Source organism: Chitinophaga solisilvae (genome assembly GCF_009928525.1).
Taxonomy (GTDB): Bacteria; Bacteroidota; Bacteroidia; order Chitinophagales; family Chitinophagaceae; genus Chitinophaga; species Chitinophaga solisilvae.
Genome location: NZ_JAABOK010000014.1, coordinates 155,124 through 180,714, shown reverse-complemented (window position 1 = coordinate 180,714; position 25,591 = coordinate 155,124). Strand labels below are relative to the sequence as shown.

General features: G+C 51.0%; 12 protein-coding genes. 4 read left to right on the top strand and 8 right to left on the bottom strand.

Translation table 11 applies throughout. From position 1 onward, the window contains the following. Nucleotides 1-9: 9 nt before the first annotated feature. The 3 genes from GWG06_RS24995 to GWG06_RS24985 all read right to left on the bottom strand — a co-directional run bounded on the left by GWG06_RS24995 (nt 10) and on the right by GWG06_RS24985 (nt 10,154). Nucleotides 10-7,644: a non-ribosomal peptide synthetase gene (locus tag GWG06_RS24995; protein ID WP_160716839.1), complete on the bottom strand. Its 7,635-nt coding sequence runs from the start codon at nt 7,642-7,644 to the stop codon at nt 10-12. Nucleotides 7,645-7,674: 30 nt separating this feature from the next. Beyond that, nucleotides 7,675-9,558 (bottom strand): phosphopantetheine-binding protein, encoded by a 1,884-nt coding sequence (locus GWG06_RS24990; protein WP_160716837.1) that lies wholly within the window; start codon nt 9,556-9,558, stop codon nt 7,675-7,677. A 311-nt stretch (nt 9,559-9,869) separates the two neighbouring features. Further along, nucleotides 9,870-10,154 carry a hypothetical protein gene (locus GWG06_RS24985; RefSeq protein ID WP_235938514.1) on the bottom strand — a complete coding sequence of 95 codons (285 nt, stop codon included), beginning with the start codon at nt 10,152-10,154 and terminating at the stop codon, nt 9,870-9,872. Between the two features lie 308 nt (nt 10,155-10,462). On the opposite strand from GWG06_RS24985, the gene GWG06_RS24980 reads away from it, so the two are divergent. From GWG06_RS24980 to GWG06_RS24970, 3 genes are all read left to right on the top strand, one after another. Further along, entirely contained in the window at nt 10,463-12,394 is a 1,932-nt protein-coding gene (locus GWG06_RS24980) for a tetratricopeptide repeat-containing sensor histidine kinase (RefSeq protein ID WP_202183111.1), read from the top strand. Next, nucleotides 12,387-13,022: a response regulator gene (locus tag GWG06_RS24975; RefSeq protein WP_160716833.1), complete on the top strand. Its 636-nt coding sequence runs from the start codon at nt 12,387-12,389 to the stop codon at nt 13,020-13,022. The genes GWG06_RS24980 and GWG06_RS24975 overlap by 8 nt, the downstream gene beginning before the upstream one ends. 121 nt (nt 13,023-13,143) lie before the next feature. Further along, on the top strand, nt 13,144-13,641 hold the full coding sequence (locus GWG06_RS24970) for a hypothetical protein (RefSeq protein WP_127042607.1): 498 nt from the start codon (nt 13,144-13,146) through the stop codon (nt 13,639-13,641). A gap of 297 nt (nt 13,642-13,938) precedes the next feature. Here GWG06_RS24970 and katG read toward each other — a convergent pair whose 3' ends face one another. Next, a complete protein-coding gene (katG, locus tag GWG06_RS24965) occupies nt 13,939-16,206 on the bottom strand; it encodes a catalase/peroxidase HPI (protein ID WP_160716831.1) in 2,268 nt (755 codons plus the stop codon). A 512-nt stretch (nt 16,207-16,718) separates the two neighbouring features. After that, entirely contained in the window at nt 16,719-17,063 is a 345-nt protein-coding gene (locus tag GWG06_RS24960; RefSeq protein ID WP_127044613.1) for a hypothetical protein, read from the bottom strand. 295 nt (nt 17,064-17,358) lie between these two features. Between GWG06_RS24960 and GWG06_RS24955 the strand changes: the two genes are divergently transcribed. Continuing rightward, nucleotides 17,359-18,102 (top strand): GntR family transcriptional regulator, encoded by a 744-nt coding sequence (locus tag GWG06_RS24955; RefSeq protein ID WP_127044614.1) that lies wholly within the window; start codon nt 17,359-17,361, stop codon nt 18,100-18,102. A 157-nt stretch (nt 18,103-18,259) separates the two neighbouring features. Here GWG06_RS24955 and GWG06_RS24950 read toward each other — a convergent pair whose 3' ends face one another. From GWG06_RS24950 to GWG06_RS24940, 3 genes are read right to left on the bottom strand one after another with little or no spacing between them, the layout of a single operon-like run. Continuing rightward, the gene (locus GWG06_RS24950) at nt 18,260-21,514 is read right to left on the bottom strand and encodes a glycoside hydrolase family 38 C-terminal domain-containing protein (RefSeq protein ID WP_160716829.1); all 3,255 of its coding nucleotides are present in this window, start codon (nt 21,512-21,514) and stop codon (nt 18,260-18,262) included. 11 nt (nt 21,515-21,525) lie between these two features. Next, nucleotides 21,526-22,917 (bottom strand): sugar porter family MFS transporter, encoded by a 1,392-nt coding sequence (locus GWG06_RS24945; protein ID WP_160716827.1) that lies wholly within the window; start codon nt 22,915-22,917, stop codon nt 21,526-21,528. Nucleotides 22,918-22,934: 17 nt separating this feature from the next. Continuing rightward, entirely contained in the window at nt 22,935-25,562 is a 2,628-nt protein-coding gene (locus GWG06_RS24940; protein ID WP_160716825.1) for an ROK family protein, read from the bottom strand. Nucleotides 25,563-25,591 lie beyond the last annotated feature (29 nt).

Below are 25,591 nucleotides of genomic sequence, written 5' to 3'. Positions count from 1 at the left end.
CAAAAAAAATTACGGGTGGTAAGTGTTGATTATCTGTAACAGGTGTTGCCGGAATGCCCTGAAAAGCGCTGCTATCGTGCTTTGATAAAAGTGCCTTCCGCTGTAGTAAAAAGTAGTTTTCAATCCTTCCGGCCCGGATACCGCCGTGATATTAATGAGATAGGCGGAAGGATTTTCCGGATCATGTGTTAGCCCGACGGGCAGCTGTAAGGGCGTAAAGAAGTCACTATCCTGCAGACCCGGCGAGAGGTTCATGAAATGAAACAGTATCGGGTATACAGGTTCCTGCGCAGTCAGCATAGGAACCGGCAACGGCAGATGCTTCATGACAAAGTAATCCATTCCGCCTTTGGGAACACGCAGCAGCATATCTTTTATTGACTGAACGGTATGGCTGTACTGACCGTTCACCGGTGCGGCTGCTTCCAGGCACACAGGATATGCCCCTGCAAAGAATCCTACTGTCTGCTGAATATCCATTCCCGGAAAAAAGGATTCCCGTTGTGCTGTCATCACATATAACGGCAGATTCCTACGGTCCTGCAACTCCCTGGTGGCACAGAAGAAGGCAGACAACAGGAGGGTGAATACGTTGGCCTTGTAATATCCTACCGCCTCATGTAAACGGGAGAGTTCCGCTGCCGAAGTAATGGCTTCCGCTTCGAAATAAGTCATTTCTTTCTGCAGCGGTTTTACATCGGGCGACATGTCCGGCAGAAAAGGCTGCCCTTTCTGCAACACTTTATTCCAGTAGGTAGCGGCTGATTTGAACTTCCCTTTCCGTGCATACTGTTCCAGCTGCCGGCACCATTCCGCGTACGTGGCACTCCCGGCCGGAAGCGGAGTACCAGGCTCCAGGCATCGCTGCCTGAACTCCCCGATAACTACCTGCCAGGAGATACCATCAGAGATCAGGTGATGAAAGAGAAAGAACAACACCTGTTGCCCGGGCTGCAGGTAATCTTCAAACAATACTACCCGGAACAGCGGCCCAGCTGTAAGTGAAAACTGTTGCTGCAAGGCATGGCAGTGGTCCGAAATATACTGCTGCTGCTCCGTGGCAGGAACCTGTTCCAGCGTTATCTGCGAGAAATACGACGATGCTGCCAGCGGCCTGTAACACTGCCGCCACCGGCCATCGGGCAGCTGACGGAAATAAGATGTCAGCACCGGATGCTGCTCCAGGATGCCCTGCCATGCTGCCAGCATTGTATCCACCGGAACGGGATGCCTCAGCGCGATCAGAAACGGACTGTTGAAAATATTATGATTACGCAAGGGACGCTGCAGGAAACGTTGCTGTACAGCCGACAGCGGATATTCCTGTTCCTCCTGTGCGGCCTGCACTTTTACATTGCGCTTCTTCTTCGGAACTGCCTGCTGCCAGCTCACTACCGCTGCCAGCTCCTGTATGGTAGGGTGATTGAACAGGTCATTCACGGTAATCACAAACCCTTCCTGCTGCAGCAGGTTCACTACATGTAACGCTTTCAGGGAATGCCCGCCGAGTGCATAGAAATTATCCTGTATACTTACTTTGTCAAGACCGAATACTTTTCTCCAGACAGCAGCAACAGCCTGTTCTTTGGAAGTGACGGGAGAAACAAACGTCTGTTCCTGCCGGCTGCCGTTATCTTCCGGGTGTATATCTGCATCTTCAGCCAGTGCCTTTCTGTTTATTTTACCGTTCGTATTCAGCGGCAACCTGTACAACCGGGTGAACCAGTCTGGTATCATGTAGGGAGGCAGATGCTGACCCAGGTAGCTTTTCAGCGCTTCGGACTGCACCTCTTCCGTGGCGCTGTAATAAGCATATAATCCCTTCTCCCCGGTATGCATATTCTCTTTTACGATGACGGCACACTGATCGATACCGGGATATGTGCCCAGCCTGTTTTCTATTTCTCCCGGTTCAATACGGAACCCGCGTACTTTTACCTGCTGATCCATTCTTCCGAGGAATACCAGGTTACCGTCTTCCTGCCATTTCACCAGGTCGCCTGTTTTGTACATGCGGGTACCGCGATGGAAGGGGTTCTCCGGAAAACGTTCTCTGTTCAGCTCCGCCCTGTTCCAGTATCCCGGGCCTATGCCGTTGCCCGACAGATATAGTTCTCCCGGTATGCCCACCGGATTCAGGCGGTTACTGTTGTTAAACACATATGCCTGTGTGCCGGCCAGCGGAATACCGATGGGAACTTCATCGCCTGCGATGTCCCGGACAGCATATGCTGTACTGAATACCGTATTCTCTGTCGGCCCGTAAACATGTATCACCTTATCACTGCCCAGCTGTTCCAGTGCCAGCCGTACATGAGACGGTGATACCTGCTCTCCGCCGAACAACAGCTTTCTCACGGTATCAAAAATTTCAGGACAATGTTGTACATACACGTTGAACAGTGCGGTGGTGATAAACATGATGGAGACACCCTGTTCTTTTATCAGCGCTTCCAGCTGACCGGTATCAGACAGCGTTTCCTGTTTTATCAGTACCAGTGTGGCGCCGTTCAGCAATGCGCCAAAAATGTCAAATACAGATCCGTCAAAAACATAGTTGGATACCTGCAGGATACTGTCTTCCGGTGTAATACTGATGTAATTCGTTTGTACCACGGTGCGTATCACATTATGATGTTGTATGGCAACACCTTTAGGCGCTCCGGTGGAGCCGGAGGTGTACATGATATATGCAGGGCCGGCAGGAGCAGTAATAGCGGGCAATTCAGCCGGAAGGTCCGGTGGCATATTGTCTGTATCTACAACCAGCATGTTTCCGCTGAAGGGTATCTGTACGGAGGCGTAAACAGCGTAGGTAGTCAGACAAACAGCCGCTCCGCTGTCCTGCAGCATAAACGCAATTCGCTCCGACGGGTAATCAGGATCTATCGGTACATAGGTAGCGCCGATGCGCAGGATAGCCCAGATAGCAACAATCATCTCCGGAGAGCGGTCCATGATAACCGCGGTTTTTGTATGACTGTCTGCTCCGGCTGCTATTAACTGCGCGGCATAATATTCCGCCCATGTATGCAGCTCCCGGTAAGTGAGCTGCGTATCCTGCAGGACTACGGCTGTATGCTCCGGCCGTAACAGTACCTGTTCCTCAAATAACCGGAACAGGTGGCTGTCTGCCGTAAGCGTTGGTCCCGGAGGATTAAATGCGGATAGCAATTGCTGCTGTTCCGCTGCTGTCAGCAGCTCCATTTCCCTCAGCTGTTTGGTGGGATGGGTTACAATGCCTGTCAGCAGCTGCAGGTAATGCCCGGCCATCCGTTGTATGGCAGCTTCCCGGAATAAGCCGGTGTTGTATTTAAAACTGATTTTCAGTGTGCCGGCATCTTCCAGTACTTCTACCGTAAGATCTACTTTGGTCGCGTTATCAGTTACGGGACAGGGTTGTATGTGCAATCCGTCTATTGCCGGTAAGGGCAGTCCGGTACTGTGCAGGGCAAATATGGTATCAAACAGGGGATTCCGGGAGGTATCTTTCTTCAGCTGCAGGGCATTGACAAGTTTTTCAAACGGATAATCCTGATATTGGTAAACACCGGCGGCTGTTTCTTTTATTTCCTGCAGATAGGAAGAGAACGGCTTACCTGGCTGTGGATAGCTTCTCCAGGGAACCATATTGACAAACATGCCCATGATTTCCTGCAGGTCAGCATGCATCCTGTTTGCGAGCGGAACGCCGACAATAATATCTTCCTGGTCTGTGTATTTGTGCAGTAAAGTGGTGTAGGCTGTCAGCAATACAATAAACAGCGATGTCTGATGAGCGGCTGCAAATGCCTGCAGCTGCCGGGATAAAACGGTATCGGTACTAATGGTGACCGTATGCCCGTCGAATGTTGCCTGCGCGGGCCGCCGGAAATCGCATGGCAACGCGAGTACCGGCAATGTTCCATGGAGATGTTCCAGCCAGAACTGTTCACTGCTGCGGTAGTATCCTGCCGCCCACTGCTCCTGCTGCCATTGGACATAGTCTCTGTGCTGCAGCCTGACGGGTTTGAGTTCCGCGCCCTGATACAGCTGGCCTATCTCGTACATGAACAGGGTTTCGGTGATGCCATCTGAAATGATATGATGATTGGCGAGCGCAAAGAAATATTTATCTGTTGCCAGCTTCAGTAATACTGCCCGGAAAAGCGGTGGCGCTGCCAGGTTGTACGCTGCCCGTAATTGCTGCACCATAGCGGGAATATCCGCTTCTGTACCTTCCTGGTAGTGCAGTGATATGTCTGCCTTTGCGGCGATTTTTTTAACTGGCACTCCTTTGTGCAGGAGGTAGGCGGTGCGGAAAATTTCGTGCCGCTGTACCAGTATTCTCAATGCCTGCTCCAGCTTTGCCACATCCGGCGTTCCGGTGATGAGCATCGGGAAGATGGAGTTGTAGCTATGGTTATGCTGCGTGCTGTGCTGATGAACATATACCATGGTTTCGGAAAAACTCAGCGGGTAGGAGGGCTGCCGGCGGCCCGGACTGATGGTGTAATGCTGCTGTTGCGGCGTTGCTGCTGCAGCATCTATCATGGCTGCCAGCCCTGCAATGGTGGGATGCCGGAATACTTCACTCAGCGGCAGCGTAGTCCGGAATACCTGTTGCAGTCTAACCGCCAGTATCGTTGCTGTAAGGGAATGTCCGCCGCATTCGAAGAGGTTCTGATGTATATCCGGGTTTTCCGTTTTCAGCAGGCTGCTCCAGATAACTGCAATCTCTTTTTCCGTATCGTTGCGGGGCGTTGTGCCGGTATGCCGGGATAATGACGTGCCGGCCGCCAGGGCGGCCAGTTTCCGCCGGTCAATTTTACCGTTGCTCGTCAGTGGTAATTCATCTACCTGTGTATACACGGATGGTATCATGTAGGAAGGAAGCTGACCGGACAGGTAGTGATGCAGTTGCTGTATGGTAACAGTGGTATCCTGCTGCACGGTGTAATATGCCTGCAGGTATTTATCGCCGTCGGCATGTGAGCGGACAATCACCACCGCGTTTTGTATGCCCCGGCAGCTACGGAGTTTCACGGCTATTTCTTCCGGTTCAATACGGAAGCCACGTATTTTTGTCTGCTGGTCAATTCTTCCCAGAAACATGATAGCATTATCTTCTCTTTGCTTCACCAGATCACCGCTGCGGTATACGGTTACGCCCGGCAACTGCGGCAGTGTGGTGAATCTGCCCTGCATACGTGCTGTGTCGAGGTAACCGGCAGCGAGCCCGTCGCCGGCAATGCACAGTTCTCCCGGAATGCCCGCTGGTGCTAATACATTACCGCTCACGATATACAGCTGTGTGTTGGATACCGGATATCCGATAGGAATGGTATCTGCATCTGCGGGGATATGATCGGCAGGATACCAGGAAGAGAAAACGGTTCCTTCCGTAGGGCCGTACAAGTTTAACAGCCGGCCCGGACCCAGCAGCTGCAGGGCTTTCCGCATATGGCTGACGGAGGCGGCTTCTCCGCCGGAGAGCACTTTCCTCAGTGGCGTCAGTGCCTCCGGAATATTTTCGGCTATTGCATTGAAAAGTGCGGTGGTCATAAAGGAAACGGTGATCTGCTGCTCCTGTATCAATTGCGCAATACGATGTATGTCCTGCCTGACTTCCGGCGCTGCAATAACCAGTGTGGCGCCATTGAGCAGAGCGCCGAAAATATCAAACAGCGAAGCGTCGAAAGCATAATTGGATAATTGCAGTAGCCTGTCTGCCGCCGTAATAGTAATATAGTCGGTGCTAACGGTTGTTCTGATGATGTTGAAATGCCGGATAATGATACCCTGCGGCTTGCCGGTGGTGCCGGAAGTATAAATGATGCAGGCCGGGGAAGCGGCGTCTGTACCGGCAGGTACAAAGTGTCTGTCTGCCTGCTGTACCTGCGGCGCATCCAGTACAATAATATCACGTTTAAATACACGGGCGGCAGATAACAACTGCTGCTGTACCAGCAATACGGCCACCTGGCTGTCTTCCAGCATGGCGGCAATTCTTTCTTCCGGAAAACTGGTATCTACCGGTAAGTAAACACATCCCGCTTTCAGGATACCAAAAATACCGGTCACCATTTCGCAGCAGGGAGTGGTCAGCAGCCCGATGACGGCGCCGGGAGCAATGCCGGCAGCGCGGATGATACCGGCTACCTGGTTGCTGCTTTCATGCAGCTGTGCATAGGTTAGCACCTGGTGCCGGAATACCAGCGCCGGATGTGCCGGCGTCAGCTGCGCTTTTTCTTCCAGCAACTGATGAATGGTACATGACGGATAGGCGCTGCTGATACCCCGGAATGCCTGCAGCTGCTGCTGTTCCTCTGTGTCGCTGAGCAGGCTGATATCTGCCAGCGTTATATCCTGCTGACTGCTGAGCGTATCCAGCAGGTGCTGAAAATGCCGGGCCATCCGCACAATAGTGGCTTTCCGGAACAGGCGGCTGTAGTATTCTATGGAGAAGTCAAGCCGGTCATCTGTTTCAATGATACCAAAGGTGAGATCCAGTTCTGCTTTATGATGCGTGAAGGTCACCGGGCTGACTTCCAGCTCACCAATGGTGGCAGATTGCTGCTGCTGGTGAAAGAATAATACATCGTACATCGGGTTCCTGCCGGGATCCCGCTGTCCGCAATATTTTTCTACCAGTTTACCTACATCATAGAAAAAATGTTGTTCTGCTCCGCTGGTATAGGCGCTGACCGCTGACAGCAGTTCGCGGAAAGTCATGTCGGGCTTCAGAGACGCCGTTACAGGCAACGTGTTGATGAACAGCCCGCATATATTTTCATGCGCAGGGTCCGGGCGTATTTCCCTGGGCATGCCGATGATGATGTTTTCCTGGTGACTGTACTTATGGAGCAATACAAATAAGGCAGACAGGCATATCCTGTACAGAGGAATGTTATGCGCGGCAGCCATCATCTTTAAACGATGCGCTACTTCCCCGCTGACAGGATAATGATCGATACTGCCGCTGAAATCAAATACAGCCGGACGTTTGAAGTCGGCCGGCAGTTCCAGCAGCGGCATGTCTTCACTCAGGGCGGCAGACCAGAATACTTCTGCTTCGTTTAGCCGTTCGGGTGAAATATTATTGCTGAGCCACGCGGCATAACCGGTGTATTGTACGGTAAGTGGTGGTAAAGTCTCCTGGTTATACAGCCGGAAGAGATCCTGTAAAAGCAGTTCTTCCGATCTGAGATCTGATATGATGTGATGCATATCGATCATCAGCATATGACTGTCTGTGCCGGTTTTCAGCAGGCCGGCCCTGAAGAGCGGCGCCTGATCCAGCCGGAAAGGTTGTATGAAGCTGCTGATGAATGACGGAATCTGTTCGTCCGGTATCTGCTCATGATAGCTGAAAGTAAAGGGTGGCGCTTTCTGTTGAATGTACTGTACCGGTTCATCCCGTTCCAGCGCGAAGGATGCTCTCAGTTGTTCATGCCGGGCCAGCAGCAGTTCAAAGGCCTGCCGCAGGCGGGGAATGTGAATGCTGCCCGTCACTTTTCTGACAACGGGAGAATTATAAGCGGTACTGGAAGGATTCAGCTGATGTATAATCCACATCCTTTTCTGCTGGGGCGTTACGGGGAAAGCGTCATGCAATGGCGCTGTCAGCAGCGGACTGCGGGCCACAATGGTTTTATGTTGCATAGGTTTCTGTTGTCTGGTAAAAGATGAATGTTACATTTCAGGGACTACTGCTGCAAATATTTTTCTGAGTGCATCAATATCGATTGTATAACTGCTGCGGAAGCGGAAAGTGATGCTGCCAGGGCCGGAAGAGGCAATGCAGTTCAGCAGGCTGTAAATGGGAAGCGGGTTCGGTTGTATATCTGTCTGTTCATCTGTCGTAACAGGCACTTCCTCCGCATTACCGAGAAAATTGAACATCAGTATGTCGAAACGTTCAAGCGCTTCTCCTGCGTCCATCAGCCGGCTGATCTCCGGCTTGTCAGCGCGGGATGAGGGATGCAGCAACAGGTGCAGGAAGTTGAGGTTGTGTTGCTTCAGGGCTGCCAGTCTGCCGGAAATAATATCGCCGGTTTCTTTAACCGTCCAGGCAGCATCGGTGAGCATGGGCACCATATCCGTAAACTCGCCGACGGTATTGTAATACAGTTTATTTTCATACTGCCGCCCGTCGCAGACAAACAGTAGCGGAAGCTGTGAAACGCCCAGGTAACGGTGCAGGGCGCGGGTATATATCGCCAGCGTTGTTGCCAGGGGATCCTGAACCGTATCCTGTAAAGAAACCGTTATACTGAAGGCATAACTCTGTGCAGATTCCCTGCCGTGGACAGTTTCCAGGATGCGTTGTTTCGCGTTGTAAAAATCTTCCAGCTGAAAATTACGGATGATGTCTGCTGTGCTCAGCTGTTGCGGTCCTTTCTCTATAGCTCTCACATAGGATTCAAACGGAACAATTTTTTCTTCCCTGATTCTTCTTTTATCTGCCAGATCCTGATAATACTGCTGCAGCTGGCTTTTCAGCACTTCTCCTGTGACCCGGTCAAAAATTACATGGCTGAAGATCATGACCAGGTAATATTCTTTCAGGTTGACACGGAAGAGTACCAGCTGGTGGAAAATTTTTCCGGGATCATATTTACGGAAAACAAATGATGTTACGAGCGGATAGAAGTCGGCCTCCGGATATTGATAGCCGGAAAGGTCTATTACCGGAATTTCCGGTACCAGGGCCGGATCGAAGGCATGTTCTTCCCAGTTGTGAAAATGTTCGCCTTTTACCGCTACGCTCCGCAGGAGGCTATGCCGCTTTATCAGCGTGCTGTATACCTGTTGCAGCAGTGGTACATCCACATGGGTGTGCAATGGCAGGAGGTCCACGCATGCCTGTGTGTGAAAGGAAATCTGCAGTTGCTGCATGGCGCACAGCGGGTATTGCCGTAATATGACCGGCTTCCTGATGGCGGTGTCATTGGCCTGATAAGTGGCCAGTATGTTTGCTGCAGCTGCGGGAGCATCAAACAGTTCCAGCGGCTGCAGCCCCAGCAGGGCCTGGAAGATGGCAGCAGGTAGCGGCGCACCGGTAGTTTCGTTAAACTCCGTTTTGTCGGAAATGTAATGCGGCAGGATGCCGGCGGCAACCGGCAGTGCCGGGTTGCTGATGAGTTGTTGTACCGCGGCTGTCTGACCAGCTTCGGTCTGCAGTATCTGATATTCCCGGATACCATGGGGATACTGTACCTGCACATTGCGGAAGGTGACAGCTATGCCGCCTTCCTGAAGAACAAAAGATTCCAGGGCTTCTGCTGTAGCAATGAGCGGTGAGGTGGAAGGTTGCAGTACTTCATCCACTATTTTCCGGATAGACTGATGATGTATAATATCCCTTAGTGTCACGGGATAGCCGGCTTTTTTCATTTTGCTCATGACGGCGATGGCATTGATAGAATTACCGCCCAGCGAAAAGAAAGGCTGATACAGGTCAATGTCGGGAAGACCCAGTACTTCTTTCCAGATGGCGGCAATTTCAGTGATTGCCTTGCCGGCGGCAGATGCAGGGTTTTCGGCTGTGCTGATGGCATGTAGGTCGGGTTTCATAAACAAAACTTTAGGGTAATGAAATGCGTGAAAGCATGATTTCAAATGCTACCGTAGGGCTATAAGAAACAGATGCAGGATTTATGATGCGTGAAAATAAGGGTATGATGCGCGATATTTCTGCAGCGCGTATGCAGGCAAAAGTTACCTGCAGGGAAAGAGGGTAGGACGTGATGCCGGCAGCCGTATTTTTTGTGTGGTACAGCCGGAAGGAATGTAAGCGATTCCGTTGAGCAGGGAAGAAATGCCGGACTCAACGGAATCAGTTTTTTTCTGGGATAATTACGGGGCAGTGTGACAGGCGGTATCTGTCAGTTACCAGCTACCGGGGAGCCGAAGATGCCTACTGCCAGCTCTATCCAGATGAGCAGCAGCGTGCCCAGAATGGCGATGATGAAGGCCACGCGGTATCCGGTTTTCTTTACTTTCCGCATGACCAGTTCACACAGCAGACCGGTGCCCAGCAATAAAGCGCCGGCTACAATGAAATCGGTAAGGGACCAGTTTACTTCGCCGGTAAACTGCATGGCTGCCAGCGGGATAAGCAGCAGCAGGCCAACGGTGAGTAAAATGCCGATGAGTCTTTTGTTTTGCATAATCAGGTGCGTTTGGAGGTGATAGTTTTAATCATGCTGCAGGTCCGTTTTAACGAAGAATAAATTATTTAAAAAGTACTTTGTATTGCAAAGTTAGTGGTTTTTTTCATAAATCCTACCTGTGTATAAAAAATAACCAGGGAGAAAAAGGAGAGGGGCAGCAGGCGGGCCGGGATGATTTTTACTGAATCATTGTATAAGCCGGACAAAAAACAGATATTACAGCATCAATAAAATGGTTTGCCCGTATATTTATGCTAAAAGAGAACTGCATGTTTGCCTGCACGCTGAAGCGGATAATGCTTATAATGATTTGTTGGGTTGTTGGGGCGCCCGTTGGTTATGCCCAGACGAAGAATAAGATTGACAGTCTGAATAATGTTTTACAGTCAGCCACCACAGATACGGCGCGTATTACAGGGCATAACAGGCTCGCGAAGGAGTGTTTCCTGCATCGCGACTCTGCCCTGGCATTTCAGCATGCGTACAGCGCGCTGGCACTTGCCGGTAAAACCTCATCCAGGTATCACAAGGCTTATGCAGACCAGATACTGGGCTACCTGCACACCGTGCTGCTGCATAAGGACAGCGCCATGTTTTACAATAACAGGGTAATTTCCCGGCTGGAACATGAGCCTTCGCTGGAAGACCTCCGGCTCATAGTATATGCGACCAACAATAATTCCTCCATATATGCCGTCAACGGCCATGTAAGGCAGTCGGCCGAAATGCTGATTTCCAATTTACCCAGACTGGAAAAGCTGCAGGACAACTGGGGATACGGTATTACCATCCAGAATATTACTGCCTGCTTTACGAACATGGGAGAATACCAGAAGGCGTATCCCTACATGCGGAAGGCCCTGGGCGTGATAGAGAAAGGGAAATTTTCGCCGCCGGAAAAAATAGGGGCCTATCTTACCGCCACACATTTAATGATACGGATGGATAGCCTGGACAAAGTAAATGAGTATCTGCAGAAAGCAAAAATCTACCTGGATGAAATCGGGAATCCGGTTCCCGCCTCCGGCAGATACTATTCCTACCAGGCATTTTATTATGCGCATATCAGGAAACCCAAAGAGGCAAACGCCATGCTGGCAAAAGCAGAGGAGGCATTGCAGCAGTTCAGTAGCAGAATGAATTACTATGATTATTATTTTGCCAAAAAGAATGTGATGCTCTGGCAGGGAGACTACCGGGGAGCCAGGGATGCAGCCCTGCAGGTATATAAGTTGAGTGAAGAAGATCATAACAATGAAATAAAACTCGGTTCCGCCAAGGAAATAGCCGAATATGCCTGGGAAGCCGGCGATTATAAAACGGCGTATGGATACATGAAAAAATACGCTGAGTTTGCAGACAGCCTGAAGTATGCCCAGACTGTGCTGGAAGTGCACGATCTGGAAACTAAATACCAGACAGCGGAGAAAGAGAAAAAAATTACCCGCCTGCAGGTAGAAAAGGAACAGGCCATCTTAAAAAGCAAAAACCAGTACCTGCTCAATTTATTACTGGGAGGTGGCGCCGGTGTACTATTGCTCATCACCCTTTTCCTGATTTATTTTTACAGAAACAGTAAGCAACAGGCCGCACAGCAACTCCGCGAAATGGAGCAGCAGCAGCACCTGCAGCTTACCCAAACCATGCTGGAAGCTGAGGAAAGAGAGCGTACCCGCGTGGCGCGCGACCTGCACGATGGCCTGGGCGGAACCCTGTCAGGCATTAAACTGAAACTTTCTGCAGAGCAGAAGCCACACTCCCCGGTAGTGGAAGATGTGATCCTGCAGCTGGAAGAAGCGATCGGTGAATTGAGAACAATAGCCCGTAACATGATGCCGGAAAGCCTGATCAGATTAGGGCTGGAAGCAGCGCTGAGAGATCTGTGTGCGTCTTTGTCCGACCGGAACCGGGAAATCGAATTCCAGGCCAGCAGTATCAGCAAGGAACTGCCGCTGGTATCGCAGGTAAATATCTACCGGATCATTCAGGAGCTACTGGCCAACGCCATCCGCCACAGCCACGCTACTAAAATTATTGTGCAATGCATACAGGACCACAACAACTTCCTGATTACCGTAGAGGATAACGGCAGCGGCTTTAACCTGGACAGCGCCCGCAAGGCAAAAGGAATCGGGCTGAGTAATATCTACACCAGAGTAAACTATGTAAAAGGTAAAATCGATATTACCTCCGTCATCAATGAAGGAACCTCTGTCAATATTGAACTATATGTCTGACGAGCAGAAAATACTGGCTGTGGTGGACGATCACCCTATTGTAAGCGAAGGCATGAAACACTTGCTCAGTAAAGAGGAGCGTTATCAGTCTGTTTTAAGTTTCTTCAATGCACAAAGTTTTTTATCCTTTATTACACACCAAAAAGTAGACATTGTACTGCTGGATATGCTGCTGCCGGATGGCAACGGGGTAGACCTGTGCAAGGAAATCAAACTGCTGTACCCGGAGATCTGTATCCTGGGCATGAGCAACCTGGCAGAGAGAAGTACGGTGCTGAGCTTATTACAGCACGGCGCCTCCGGTTATATTTTAAAAAGTGCGCCTGCCGCAGAAATACTGAACAGTATAGAGCTGGCGCAACGCGGCGAAATTGTGCTGAGCCCGGAAATAAAGAAGTTAATGACGGATGTGCCGGCAGAAAATACCCGGAAGCTCCCTGGAGTTACGAAGCGTGAAAAACAGCTGCTGGAGCTGCTCGCAGCCGGTAAAACCACCACCGTCATTGCAGCAGAATTGTCGCTTACCCGCTTTACGGTAGATACCTACCGTAAAAATCTGCTGCAGAAATTCGGTGTAAAAAATACGACCGAGCTGCTGATGTTAGTCGTACAGGAGAAATTGATTTAACCCCCGCCTATGCACCCTCCTATAATTAGGAGGGTAAAAAACACTGCTTATCCGGTATTGTTACGCGTGCCTAACCAGCCTACATTTGTTTCATTATTTGACTATTTCTTAATTGAAGCAGATGGAAACTAAAAGCGTAAAACACTTCATTTACAGTTTGTGCCTCACTGCATTGGCAGGTATTTTATTTACAGGATGCGGCGGTAAAAAGGATGATCCTGCTCCTCAGAATTATGGTAAAATCTCTCTTAAAATCACGGTTACAGTAACAGGTGCTGACCAGATGGACCAGGTTGATCTCGGCATCAGCGCCGGTAATCATGATGCCAGCCAGTATGGCGAACCTGTATGGAAGATCAACGGTGTTACCCAGGGTAACGAGAATGTGATTTTATGGGATGAGAAAAAGTTTTTCGGCAGTACCAAGACTTATGTTTTTGAAACGGTGAGGCCTTATAATTTCGGTGGCCTGAGCGTTTCCTATTCCAACCAGGAAGGAACGCCGATCACCCTGAGCTATAAAGCAGAAGTAGATGGTAAGGTAGAAACCAATGTACAGAACCAGGTTATTGCTGTAGGTCAGTCTCAGTCGCACAACTACAAGTATACGGCTAAGTAGTGATACTGCTGCCGGGCGCCGCCCGCCAGCTTTTACCAAAAATGTTTAATGATGGAATAATGGTATAGACTTGTTGGTGTCTACGACAGGTTAAAAGGGACAGGCTGCAACACCTGTCCCTGTTTTTTTGGGTAATTACGAATTGCGAATTACGAATTACGAATGTAGAAGCGAAGAGTAAAGCGAAGATTAAAGGAGATAACTATTGAATATCTTTATTAATCTTCGTTTTACTCTTCGCTTCTACATTCGTAATTCGCAATTCGTAATTCGCAATTCGCAATTAAATTATCTGCATCAGAATCTGTCCAGATTCATCACCTTATTCCAGGTTGCCGCGAAGTCTTTTACAAATTTTTCCTGTGCATCGGTGCTGCCGTAAACTTCGGCGAGGGCTCTCAGTTCGGCATGGGAGCCGAATACGAGGTCGGCGCGGGTGGCAGTCCATTTAACTTTGCCGGTGGTACGGTCGGAGCCTTCGTAGAGTTCTTTGTCGGCTGATACTGCTTTCCAGGCAGTGTTCATATCGAGCAGGTTTACAAAGAAATCGTTGGTAAGCTGGCCGGGGCGTTGGGTGAAAACGCCTTCTGCAGTGCCGTTATAGTTGATGTTCAGGACGCGCAGGCCACCGAGTAATACGGTTAATTCCGGTGCTGTCAGCGTGAGCAGCTGTGCTTTATCTATCAGCAGCTCTTCGGTGGATGCCGGAATTTTGGCCTTGCGGTAATTGCGGAAGCCATCAGCCAGTGGTTCCAGGTAGCCGACAGATTCCACGTCGGTTTGTTCCTGGGAAGCGTCCATGCGGCCGGGTGTAAACGGAATGGTGATGGTTTGACCTGCATCTTTGGCTGCTTTTTCAACGGCTGCACCGCCGGCGAGTACGATGAGATCTGCCAGCGATATTTTTTTGCCGCCGGTCTGCGCGTTGTTAAACTCCTGCTGAATACTTTCAAGTTTGTCCAGCACTTTCTGCAGTTGGGGCGGGTTGTTTACCTGCCAGTATTTCTGCGGAGCCAGGCGGATACGTGCGCCGTTTGCGCCGCCGCGTTTATCGGAGCCGCGGAAGGTAGACGCGGAAGCCCATGCGGTAGATACCAGTTCCGAGATGCTGAGGCCGGATGCCAGTACTTTTTGTTTCAGGGCAGCGACATCTTTTTCATCTGTCAGCGGATGATTCACTTCCGGAATAGGATCCTGCCAGATCAGTATTTCCGCCGGAACATCAGCTCCGAGGTAACGTGCGCGCGGGCCCATGTCGCGGTGTGTTAATTTAAACCAGGCGCGGGCAAAGGCATCTGCAAATGCATCCGGATTTTCCAGGAAGCGCCGGGATATTTTCTCATATACGGGATCTAATCTCAGGGAAAGGTCTGTGGTCAGCATCGTGGGCAGATGTTTTCTGGCGCCATCATATGCATCCGGAATAATGGCATCGGCATTTTTAGCAACCCATTGATGTGCGCCGGCGGGGCTTTTGGTGAGTTCCCATTCGAAGGCGAAGAGGTTCTCGAAGAAGTTATTGCTCCATTGGGTAGGCGTTTTGGTCCAGGTTACTTCCAGGCCGCTGGTAATGGTATCTGCGCCTTTGCCGGATCCAAAGCTGTTCTGCCAGCCAAGTCCCTGCAGCTCCAGGTCTGCGCCTTCCGGTTCCTTGCCTACATGGGTAGCGGGAGCAGCGCCGTGGGTTTTACCAAAGCTGTGGCCACCTGCAATGAGGGCAACGGTTTCTTCATCATCCATCGCCATGCGTCCGAAGGTATCCCGGATATCTTTGGCAGCGGCAATAGGATCGGGGTTGCCGTCAGGTCCTTCCGGATTTACATAGATCAGCCCCATCTGCACGGCAGCCAGCGGTTTTTCCAGGTTGCGGGAATGTATATCTCCATCTGCCTTTTCATCAGATACCAGTACGCCATGATTTTCTTCCACGCCCGGAGAGCCGTGCGCATAACGCAGATCGCCGCCCAGCCAGGTGGTTTCAGAACCCCAGTATACGGCTTCATCTGCTTCCCATACATCTTCCCGTCCTCCGGCAAAGCCGAATGTTTTGAAGCCCATGGATTCCAGTGCGATGTTGCCGGTGAGGATGAGCAGGTCCGCCCAGGATATTTTACGGCCGTACTTCTGTTTGATAGGCCACAACAGCCTGCGTGCCTTATCCAGACTCACATTGTCCGGCCAGCTGTTGAGGGGGGCGAAGCGCTGTTGCCCTGCACCTGCACCGCCGCGGCCATCAGTCACCCGATAGGTACCTGCACTGTGCCAGGCCATGCGGATAAACAACGGACCATAATGCCCGAAGTCCGCCGGCCACCAGTCCTGCGAGTCTGTCATGAGCGCATGAAGATCTTTTTTCACCGCTTCCAGGTCCAGGCTCTTAAAAGCTTCGGCATAGCTGAAATTTTCATCCATAGGGTTGGTTAAGGATGAATGCTGACGCAGTATACTCAACTTTAACTGGTTAGGCCACCAATCTTTATTTCTGGTGCCGCCGCCGCCCACATTGTGTTTCAGGGTACCATTATGAAACGGGCATTTACTGATGTCGTTTAATTCTTTTTCCATTTTTACAAGTTTAGGGTGTGGAGTATACACTGATTGCACAATGCGTTTGTGCAGGTTTATAAAATTAAGTTATTGTAGATATAGTTACAATCAATTAATTCTATTATTTTATAGTTAAAACCTATTTGCTGTACTGCCGGATATTAGCATGAATAGTCTGTCACATTATCTGTAATAATAGGTAAGGGTTAAAACAGGGCGGTCCGAAGTAGCTGCAAATATGATGAAGATGCCGGTCATCTCCGGTAATATACATGTGGGGAAAATCTTCTCCCTTATTCAAATCTGACTTACGCAATATACAAAATTCAGGTTTATATCAGCCATCTGTTTCGTACTTGGAAAAATACATGCTGCCATACTTTAATGCCCGTTTTTTACTGCCGGATTGCTGCTGATAAGCAGGCCAATCCGGCAGGTAAATAACGGAAAAGCATATACGTAAATTGAAGGGAAAACAGCGGATCAGTTCACCACCGGGGAGCGTGATGGCAACATGATGGATACATACACTAGTATAGCTCGTGCAAGGAACCGCCGGTGGCATCATTCAGCTGAACAGAAGCGCCGTTTTTCTCATATAACAGCCGCAGGACACCTTTATCTGTACCGGATTCCAGCGATTTCGCCCCATCCAGTACCTGTAAAAATTCATATACGCCGGCATCGGCTGCACGGGAGATCAGCTGCTTCACTATGTCCCGGTCTGCCTGCCCCAGTTTACTATACCAGTCTGTTTCCTGTTTCAGCTCTCTGGAAACTGTTGTCACCTGCTTTTCCAGCAGGTTGATGACCTTGTTTGCTGCAGCGGTGGCTACATTGATTTTAACGGCGCTGACAAATTCTCCTTTGTTCATGGGTTTACAATTTTTGAGGGTTAAAGAATAAACAATATTACACACCTACGGTGTTATTTTTCTGCATAACACCTGAAGCATGGAGATGCCGGTATAACAGGCTGTAAACTCCATAACAGCCTGCCCGGGTTGATTGTTTGTATAGCACCGTGGCATCGGTCTGATGATATCTGTGCGTATGTCTTTCAGCCATTCTCTGCCCCGGTTTATCTTACGGCAGATAAAAATAAAAGTAACATGATTATCTCCCGAAAAATTTCTCATCATCATAAAAAAGCAATATGTTCGTACATATATGACGAAGATACCTTTATTAGACCATGATAGTAAAGTGCCCCTGCATCAGCAGGCGGAAGAGCAGTTGCGTAAACTCATACGGGAAAACCACTTCCGCGAGGGAGATATTTTTCCAAAAGAAACAGATCTCGCCAGGAGATGGGGTATATCCCGAAACACCCTGCGCATGGCTATCGCCAACCTGGTAAGAGACGGGCTGCTGGAGAGAAAGAAAAGATCAGGCACCCTGGTGAAAAAGAAGAAGATTACCACCAACCTCGATAACTGGTACAGCTTTACCCATGAAATGGAAGACAAGGGCATTCCGTTTAAAACGCTGAAAAGCGCCGTGGCTGTAGTGAAAGCTAATATGGATACATCAAAAATGCTGCAGATACCGTACAACCAGCCCGTTGTTTGCCTGGAACGTATACGCAGCACCGGCAGAAAACCAATGGTCTATTTCGAGTCCTTCTTCCACCCCAGAATAGGACTCACCGGCAAGGAAAACTTTGACCGCCCCCTCTATGAACTGCTGGATACTGAATTCCACATTGTACCGGTTTATTCCCAGGAAGAAATCCGCGCCATCGGCGCCAACGAAAAAATAGCTGCCCTCCTGGATATCGAAAAAGGCGCGCCCGTACTGGAACGCCGCCGTATTGTTCTGGACGCCGCCCGCAAACCCATAGAATTCAACATCTGCTGGTACCGCAGCGACTGTTTTACGTATAGCATTGAATTGAAGCGGCCGGAGCTTTAGACTTTGAATTACGAATTGCGAATTACGAATTACGAATGTAGAAGCGAAGATTAAAGCGAAGATAGGAGAAGATCACTATTAGAAATCTCCTCCTATCTTCGCTTTAATCTTCGCTTCTACATTCGTAATTCGTAATTCGCAATTCGTAATTCACAGTCTAAAATTCCACTTCTTTCACTCCCATCGCTTCCAGCTTCACCTGCAACGTACCTTTGCCCAACCCGGTGGTTTGTGCGGATTGTTCCGGATTGAACAGCCGTACGATATACCGGCCGTTTTCTGCCGGTGTGATACTGGTAACTACAATGGCCGGATTGGTGAGCGTAAGGAGGCTGGCAGGCAGCGTAATGCCCTGTTTCAGCGGGAAGCCTATCAGGGGCTGTGTAAAGGCGGCAGCAGCCTTCTCCTGATCGGCGCCGCTGTCTGCGCCATGCGGACGAAGTGCATAATGATAGCTGCTGATACCTTCCTGATCTGCCTTATAGTTGGTATGCCAGTAGTTGTTCATGATGTAGTTGAACCACGTGGTGGTAGGTTGTCCTTCTTTTTTCCATTCTTTGTGGCTCTGTACTACTTTGAGCTGTTCGTCTATCATGCTGCCAGGTTCTACCATCGGTGTTTCCAGCAGCATCCATTGGAGGCCGTTGTTTTTACCGGAAATATCCAGCCATCTGCGGCCGAACATAAAGTCCATATTGGAGCCCGGCAACTGATCGTCCAGGTAGCGGAGAGTGCCGTAACCTGCGTCCAGCGTTACTTTGCCGGAGGGTACATGGAAAGGAAATCCGAAGTGTACGGCCTCTTTGGTGCGCACGGATTTTTTGTTGATCGTATTTTCTATCATAGCGGCAGCAGCGCCGGCATATAAGGTGATGCGCTTTTCTATGGATTGTGCGCCGGGGGCTGCGGCGGACAGCAGGATGGTTGTTACAACCGGGCCGCTCTCTGTTGCCTTCACCTGTACTGCTCCGTTGGAAACCGCTGCTGCAGGGTCTTGACCTGGTACATACCAGTAGCTGTTCAGGCCCTGATCCCGGAAGGTGCCGGCATAGTTATGGCCATCTTTGCCGGAAAGCTGCGAGATGCTGCCATTGCTGCTATCCCACGCTACAGTGATAGTGCCGTTGGATAAAGTGCCGGCACTTTGTGTAAAGGGAGAGGGTGCTTTTACAGCTTCATTACTCACTTCATATACAGCGGTACCCAGTGCAGGCACATTGGTGGCGATGAATACGTATCCGCCGTCTGACAGGCGTTGCAGCGGATAGCGGTTGCCGCTGGCATCTTTCACGGATTTACCGGCAACACTGATTTTCACAGGTCCGGTTCTGGGCCAGGAGAGGGTGTTGACTACCGCAATCTTCTTTGAATGAGCATCCGTAAGCGGTGCAAAAAGCTGACTTTCCAGTCTGTTGATCTGGCTGTCTGCATCCAGCATAAACTGTTTTTTGATACGCCACTGTTCTGTAACGAAAGATACATCCGGCTGAGAGATGCTGTTATGCGCTCCCCAGGTATGCTCATGGAACATCAGGATGTTGGTCCATGCCTGATAGAACTGCTGTGCATCATATTTTGCGGGCGACAGCAGCGCATAGGCATTGGTGAGCTGCTGCAGGCGCAGGCTGTTGGCGCGGTTCTGTCCGGCCTCCCTGGCGGTGGATCCTGCGCCGTCTTCCCAATAGGGGGTTATGTCTCCCTTCACTACGGGAAGCGTTTTTCCGTATTTCTGTTCAAAGGCGGCAAACAGTTTATCGGTTGTATTGAGGATGATTCTGGGAGATGCGTACTTCTCATTCCATTCTTTTACAAACCTGGAAACAGCGGTGTCTATGGGGCCGTTGTCGGCCACTACATTATAACGCCACTGCACCATGTCATAAGGGTATTTGTTTTCATCCAGCTCGTTGAGATAGGAAGCGATTTTCTGCGGACCGCGTTCAAACACTGCACCAGGGGCTGTTCCGTGCCAGGAAGAATATCCTTTGCCTCCGGTCCAGAATAGTATTTTTTCTTCTCCTGACGGCGATTCCCACCATACGGGCTTATCACCCCACGCACGTACGAAATGCCCTACGCGGTCGCCCAGGTAAGGATGGCTTTCGCCCAGGTAGTTAGGCCCGCTGGAGAAATATTTTACGCCGCCTCTGGCCAGCGCGGTAACGGTGGTCCAGGTATAGCCCGGCACATCGGAGATCATGGCGCTGGGAATAGAGAGCTGATACGTTTTACGCAGCTGTGCAGCGTAGTCGGTATAGTGAAAGGTTTCTTCCGGCAGACTCAGACCTGTGAGTATATTGGCATATAAGGCAGACAGGCAGATGCTGCCTTCCTTTACCGCCTTAATGAAGGCTGTCTTATCTTCCGGGGTGGCCTGCTGCAGGAAGTGTTCTACAGCCCAGAGTGATTCTATATTCCATCTGAACTTCGCTTCTTCGGGGTAGTTACGGGTGGCTGCAATCATGCTGAGCGCATCGTAAATATTGCGGAGATGTATTTTCAATACTTCCGGTTGCAGATGCGAATAACCGATGTCGGTATGGGAATGGTGAATGAAATGTAACTCCCGGTAGGTCACAGGATGGAGCGCTACGTATTTGTCTGCCAGCACCTTCTTCCCATCGGTGATAGCGATACGGATACTGTCTGGATGATCCACTTTATTTACCGGTATCTCCAGGGTATTGAGCCCGTCTGCTACCGCGAACGGATATACGTTTTTATCGCCTGCTTTCACCTGCAGGGTACGTGCTGTGCCGAAATGCAGTACCCGGATGCTGATGGGCTGCTGACCGTTTTTCAGCAGGAAAGGCTGCGGGATGATATCGGCTTTTTCTTCAAAGGAGAATTTGAAGGTCATGAACCAGTCGTTGCTTTGCTGCGCCTGCCCGGTGATGCGGAGCTGTACCGGTTTTCCGGGAGTAATGCTGCTGACGGGCACGCGGAGGAACATCAGGCCGTGCGCATCGTTGGCGCCGTCCCGGCGTGTCTGCTGGAATACTACCCGGCTGCTGTCGGACGCAGCGTAAGACCAGTCAGGCGTCTGATTACCCGGTTTAGTCGTGAACGTTAGTAATTTTCTGTTGTTGAGATACAGATCAAAATGCCGGTCGCCGCTGCTGGTAGCGCTGGAATGGCCGGCTACCCAGCTGAAATAGACGTAAGGCCCCTTTACTTTCGCGGGTACGGGAGCGGTCTGCCATTCCATGGTTTTATGACCGTCGGTAGTCCGCGACAGCAGTGCGATGGTGGCATAGTCGGGAAATGCGGAGTAATAGCGGATGTTTTCTCCGGAAATCTCTTTTTCGTAACCGCTGATCCAGTCGATACGACCGAAATATGGAACGGTTTTCTGCGCCAGTCCCTGCAGGGTACAGGCCATCAGGGCAGCGACCCAATAAAATATTCTCATTACGCAGATGATTATGGATGGATAATATTTTCTTCTATAGTAATATCTTCCAGTGATTTGCCTTTTGTTTCGAACAAATGCTTTCTGGCATAGAAAAATGAAAAGAGGCAGCAGCCGGCAAAGATGAAGAAGGTGGCTGCCACGCCGATGCCTTCCCGCAATATGGGAAACAGCAGATTCAGCAGCCAGTCGGAAATCCACATGACGAGGATGCAGACAGACAATGCCAGGCTGCGTACGGATGTAGGAAATATTTCTGTGGCAATAACAAATTTCAGCGGTCCCAGCGAAAATGCGAAGAACAGCAGGAAACCTGTTACCGGCAGTAACATCACCCATCCGCCGATATTAAACAGGAAGCAGGCGCCTGCCAGTGCCAGCGTAACTGCTGCACATAGTGAACCGGCGAGGTAAAGCGGCCGGCGGCCCAGGCTGTCCACTTTCCAGATGGCGATGAAGGTAAACAGCATATTGGCTGCACCCAGCAACACCTGGTAAAATAATGTGTCTGTGGCTACAATGCCGGAGGCTTTCATAATGGTAGGCCCGTAGTATATTACGGCATTGATGCCGCTGAACTGCGAAAAGGCGGTCAGCACACAGGCCATGATGAGCAGGTGCCGCAACGGTGGCCGGAGCAGTTCCCGCAGCCCGCCGCCGGATTGCAGCGTAGCGGCGGCAATGATGGCCTGCAGCTCTGTAGCTGCAGCGGTGGTGCCGTTAATTTTTTCCAGTATGCTGCGTGCCTCATCTGTACGGCCTTTGCCGGCGAGCCAGCGCGGGCTTTCAGGAACAATGGCCAGCAGTAGAAAAAAGGCCGCTGCGGGTATTACGCCCACGAAGAACATGCCCCGCCAGTATTCCGTTACGAACAGGCGGTGCATCCACCCGTCCTGGTCTGCAGCAGCTGTGAGGGCATAACGCTGGATCGCCAGGTTGGAACAATACGCCAGCAATATACCGATGGTGATGGCCAGCTGATAGGAGATAACCAGCCTGCCGCGACGGGAGGCCGGCGCCAGCTCTGAAATATAGAGCGGCGAAATGTTGGAGGCTACACCTACGCCCATGCCGGCCAGCAGCCGGAAACAGATGAGCAGTGTATAGGAAGAGGCAAAGGCAAAGCCGGTAGCACTGATCAGAAACAGGCAGGCCGCCAGCGCCAGCACTTTCTTCCTGCCGATACGGTCGCTCAGCGTGCCGGAAACGGCTACGCCTGCAATACATCCCAGCAGTGCGCAGGATACGAACCATCCCTCCTGTGTGGAGGTCAGCATATACTGGGTTTTGACGGGTGTAATGATACCGCTGATCACGGCTACATCAAATCCGAACAACAATCCTCCCAGCGCTGCTATCAATGTAATACCTGTTATAAACATGCGTGTGCCGCTGTTTTTCATGACGTGAAATTTATAAGTCAGCAATAATTGTCTTTAACATAGGCGACTACCAGCATGGCGGTGCCTTTACCTTCATACCGGCAGGTGTAATGGCCGGCGGCTGCCGGAACAACAAATGTTTCGGCATAATGAAAGGTCTGCTGCCCGTTGCTGCCGGTAACCTGTATCCTGTCGCCTTCTACCAGCATACAGATATGACACTGGCCGAGGTTTTGAATGGTTACCTCTCCGGTAAATGCATATCTGTCTACCGTATAAAAATGTTCCGGATGGGTAGGCAGCTGCCATTTTTTCCCGTTCGCCCATTCATCAGTGATACGGGGCCGGGAGATGAGGGTGGCGGGAACCACATCGCCCTTGCGGTCGAAATGGAGGTTGGCGAATGCATGATCCAGGTGAATGGGGCGTGGCCGGCCGTTAAGGTCTTTCCGCAGCCAGTCGTACATCTTAAATGTAAAGATGTAGGGTGTGCTGCTGATTTCCAGTACCAGGTTATTTTTCCCGGAGGCGTGCACGGTGCCGTTCGGAATCAGGAACAGGTCATGCTTCTGCGCGGTGAACTGTTGTATGTATTGTTCTACCGGCAATGGAATATTCCTGTTCAGAGCATCTTCCAGTGCTCCCCTGAGTTTTTCCGGAGAGATGTTTTCCTGAAAGCCAAGATACACCTGTGCATCCGGCTCACAGTCCAGTATATAATAGGTTTCATCCTGCGTAAAGTCTTCCCCGAAATGTTCTTTGGTGAATGCTGGCCGCGGGTGGCATTGTATGGAGAGGTTGCCGCCGTCGAATGTATCCAGAAAATCAAACCGGATAGGGAAGGCTGTACCGAAGCGGGTGGCAGCTTTACCCAGCAGTTTGTGGTGCTGCCGGAAGAGCAGGAAATCAAAGGAGACTTCCAGGAGCAGTCCGGCGCCTGCCAGAACGATACCGTTTTCCGGTGTAATCAGTTCAAAGGACCAGGCATAGTTTACTTCTTCAGGCGGGAGGCCGGGCAGGTGTTGTTTCATCCAGTTGCCGCCCCATACGCCGGCTTCAAACCAGGGCCTGGCGCGGAACGGTGCGGTCAGCATGTTGTCCAGTTCCGCGCGGAAATCATCGCCCTGCATCCAGGTGATGGTGCCGGGCCTTTGTCCGTCGATGATTACATCCACATACGGAAGCAGGTCCTGCTTATGTTTGCTGAGTACAGGCCAGTCAGTAAAGTAACAACGTTTATACGTATACGTTGGAGTACCGATATTGGTGATACTGCCTGCCCGCAGGCGGTACTGGATCTCGTTTTTCGGCACGTCGATATAGAGCAGCAGTCCTTCGGGGGCCGTCAGCGCAGCGCCGGTGCCATAAATGATATGAATGTCAGCACCGTTGCCGGGTTCAATCTGCAGGAGCAGGTTCAGGTCAAAGAAGTCTGCCAGGCTGCCTTCATATCTTTTCCCGAATACGGGATCTGCGGCATTCATATTTTCCTGCAGCATGTTTTCAATGACGGCAGGAGCTTGCAGGCATGCACCGGTATGGTACCAGCGCACCGTTTTGTTTTGTGCCCGGAGGGAGGTATGCAGTGCGGCGCGGACATGCTCCCACAGTACACCGTCGTATCCGTCCAGGATGACTACTCTTTCGCCGGCAATAAGTTTGGCGAGGGAGTCATAGCCTTCCTGCACGGGGGAGCTGGTATGGAAGGAAGGAAATATCGTATAGGCGGCATCGTTATGCGGTGGCAGGGCTGCCGGCAGCAGGAGCTGCCTGGTTTGCCGCAGTTGTGCCGGACCGGGTTCATGGGCGGAGAGGGCTGCGCCTGCAAGGATACAGTGCTCCGTATCGGTGCAGCAGGTGATGGCGATGCCGAGCGGTTCCAGTTTACGCAGGAGGGGAGCGGCAAACAGGTTCCATGACCTTGCGATGTTACCGCCGATGACCAGTTCCCGGCAGCCAAATGCCTGCAGTTGTGGCAGCAGGAAGCTGCCCAGGTGGTCGCCAAACTGTTCAAATACCGGGCGTGCCTGTGCGGTGTATTGTTCCGCCATCTCTTTTACCGTGGCTGGCCGGATGCCGGTGTTGCGGTGAAAGGCTGCCAGGAGCCAGCGGGAGGAAAAGTAATCATCTGCCGCAGCCTCCAGGAAAGGCATGTCATAGTACGCGCCGGATGCTGGTATGCCGTCGCCTGCCGTCGCCAGTTCTCCGTTCCGGAGGAAGGAGGAGCCGAAGCCTGTTCCCAGCGTAAGCAATACGGTGCTTTCGCCCTGCAGCCCCAGTATTTTCAGGGCGCCGGCAGCAAAGCAGTGGGCATCATTGAAAAACTGCAGGGGCAGGTCGCCGGTGGCAGCGGTATCCTGCAGGGCCTGTTTCAGGTGGAGCCCGAACATACTGCCGAATTTCCCGCCTACGTTAGCGATGGCGCAGATACCGTTGCGGTAGTCAAACGGTCCGGGAACGGCTATGCCGATGCCTGAAACGCTGCTGTCCTGCAACTCCTGTATACAGGTGGCTATGCTGCTGATGATGGCTTCCGCGCTGCCGCCGGCGTCCAGGTGCCGGCGTATGATCTTCTCCGGTGCGGCTTCCGGGTGGTCCATGTTGAGTATACAGGCGGTTACATGACTGCCGCCGATGTCTAAGGCTATCTTCTTCTGATGCATCATTTATCTATGTTCATATGTTCAAACATAAT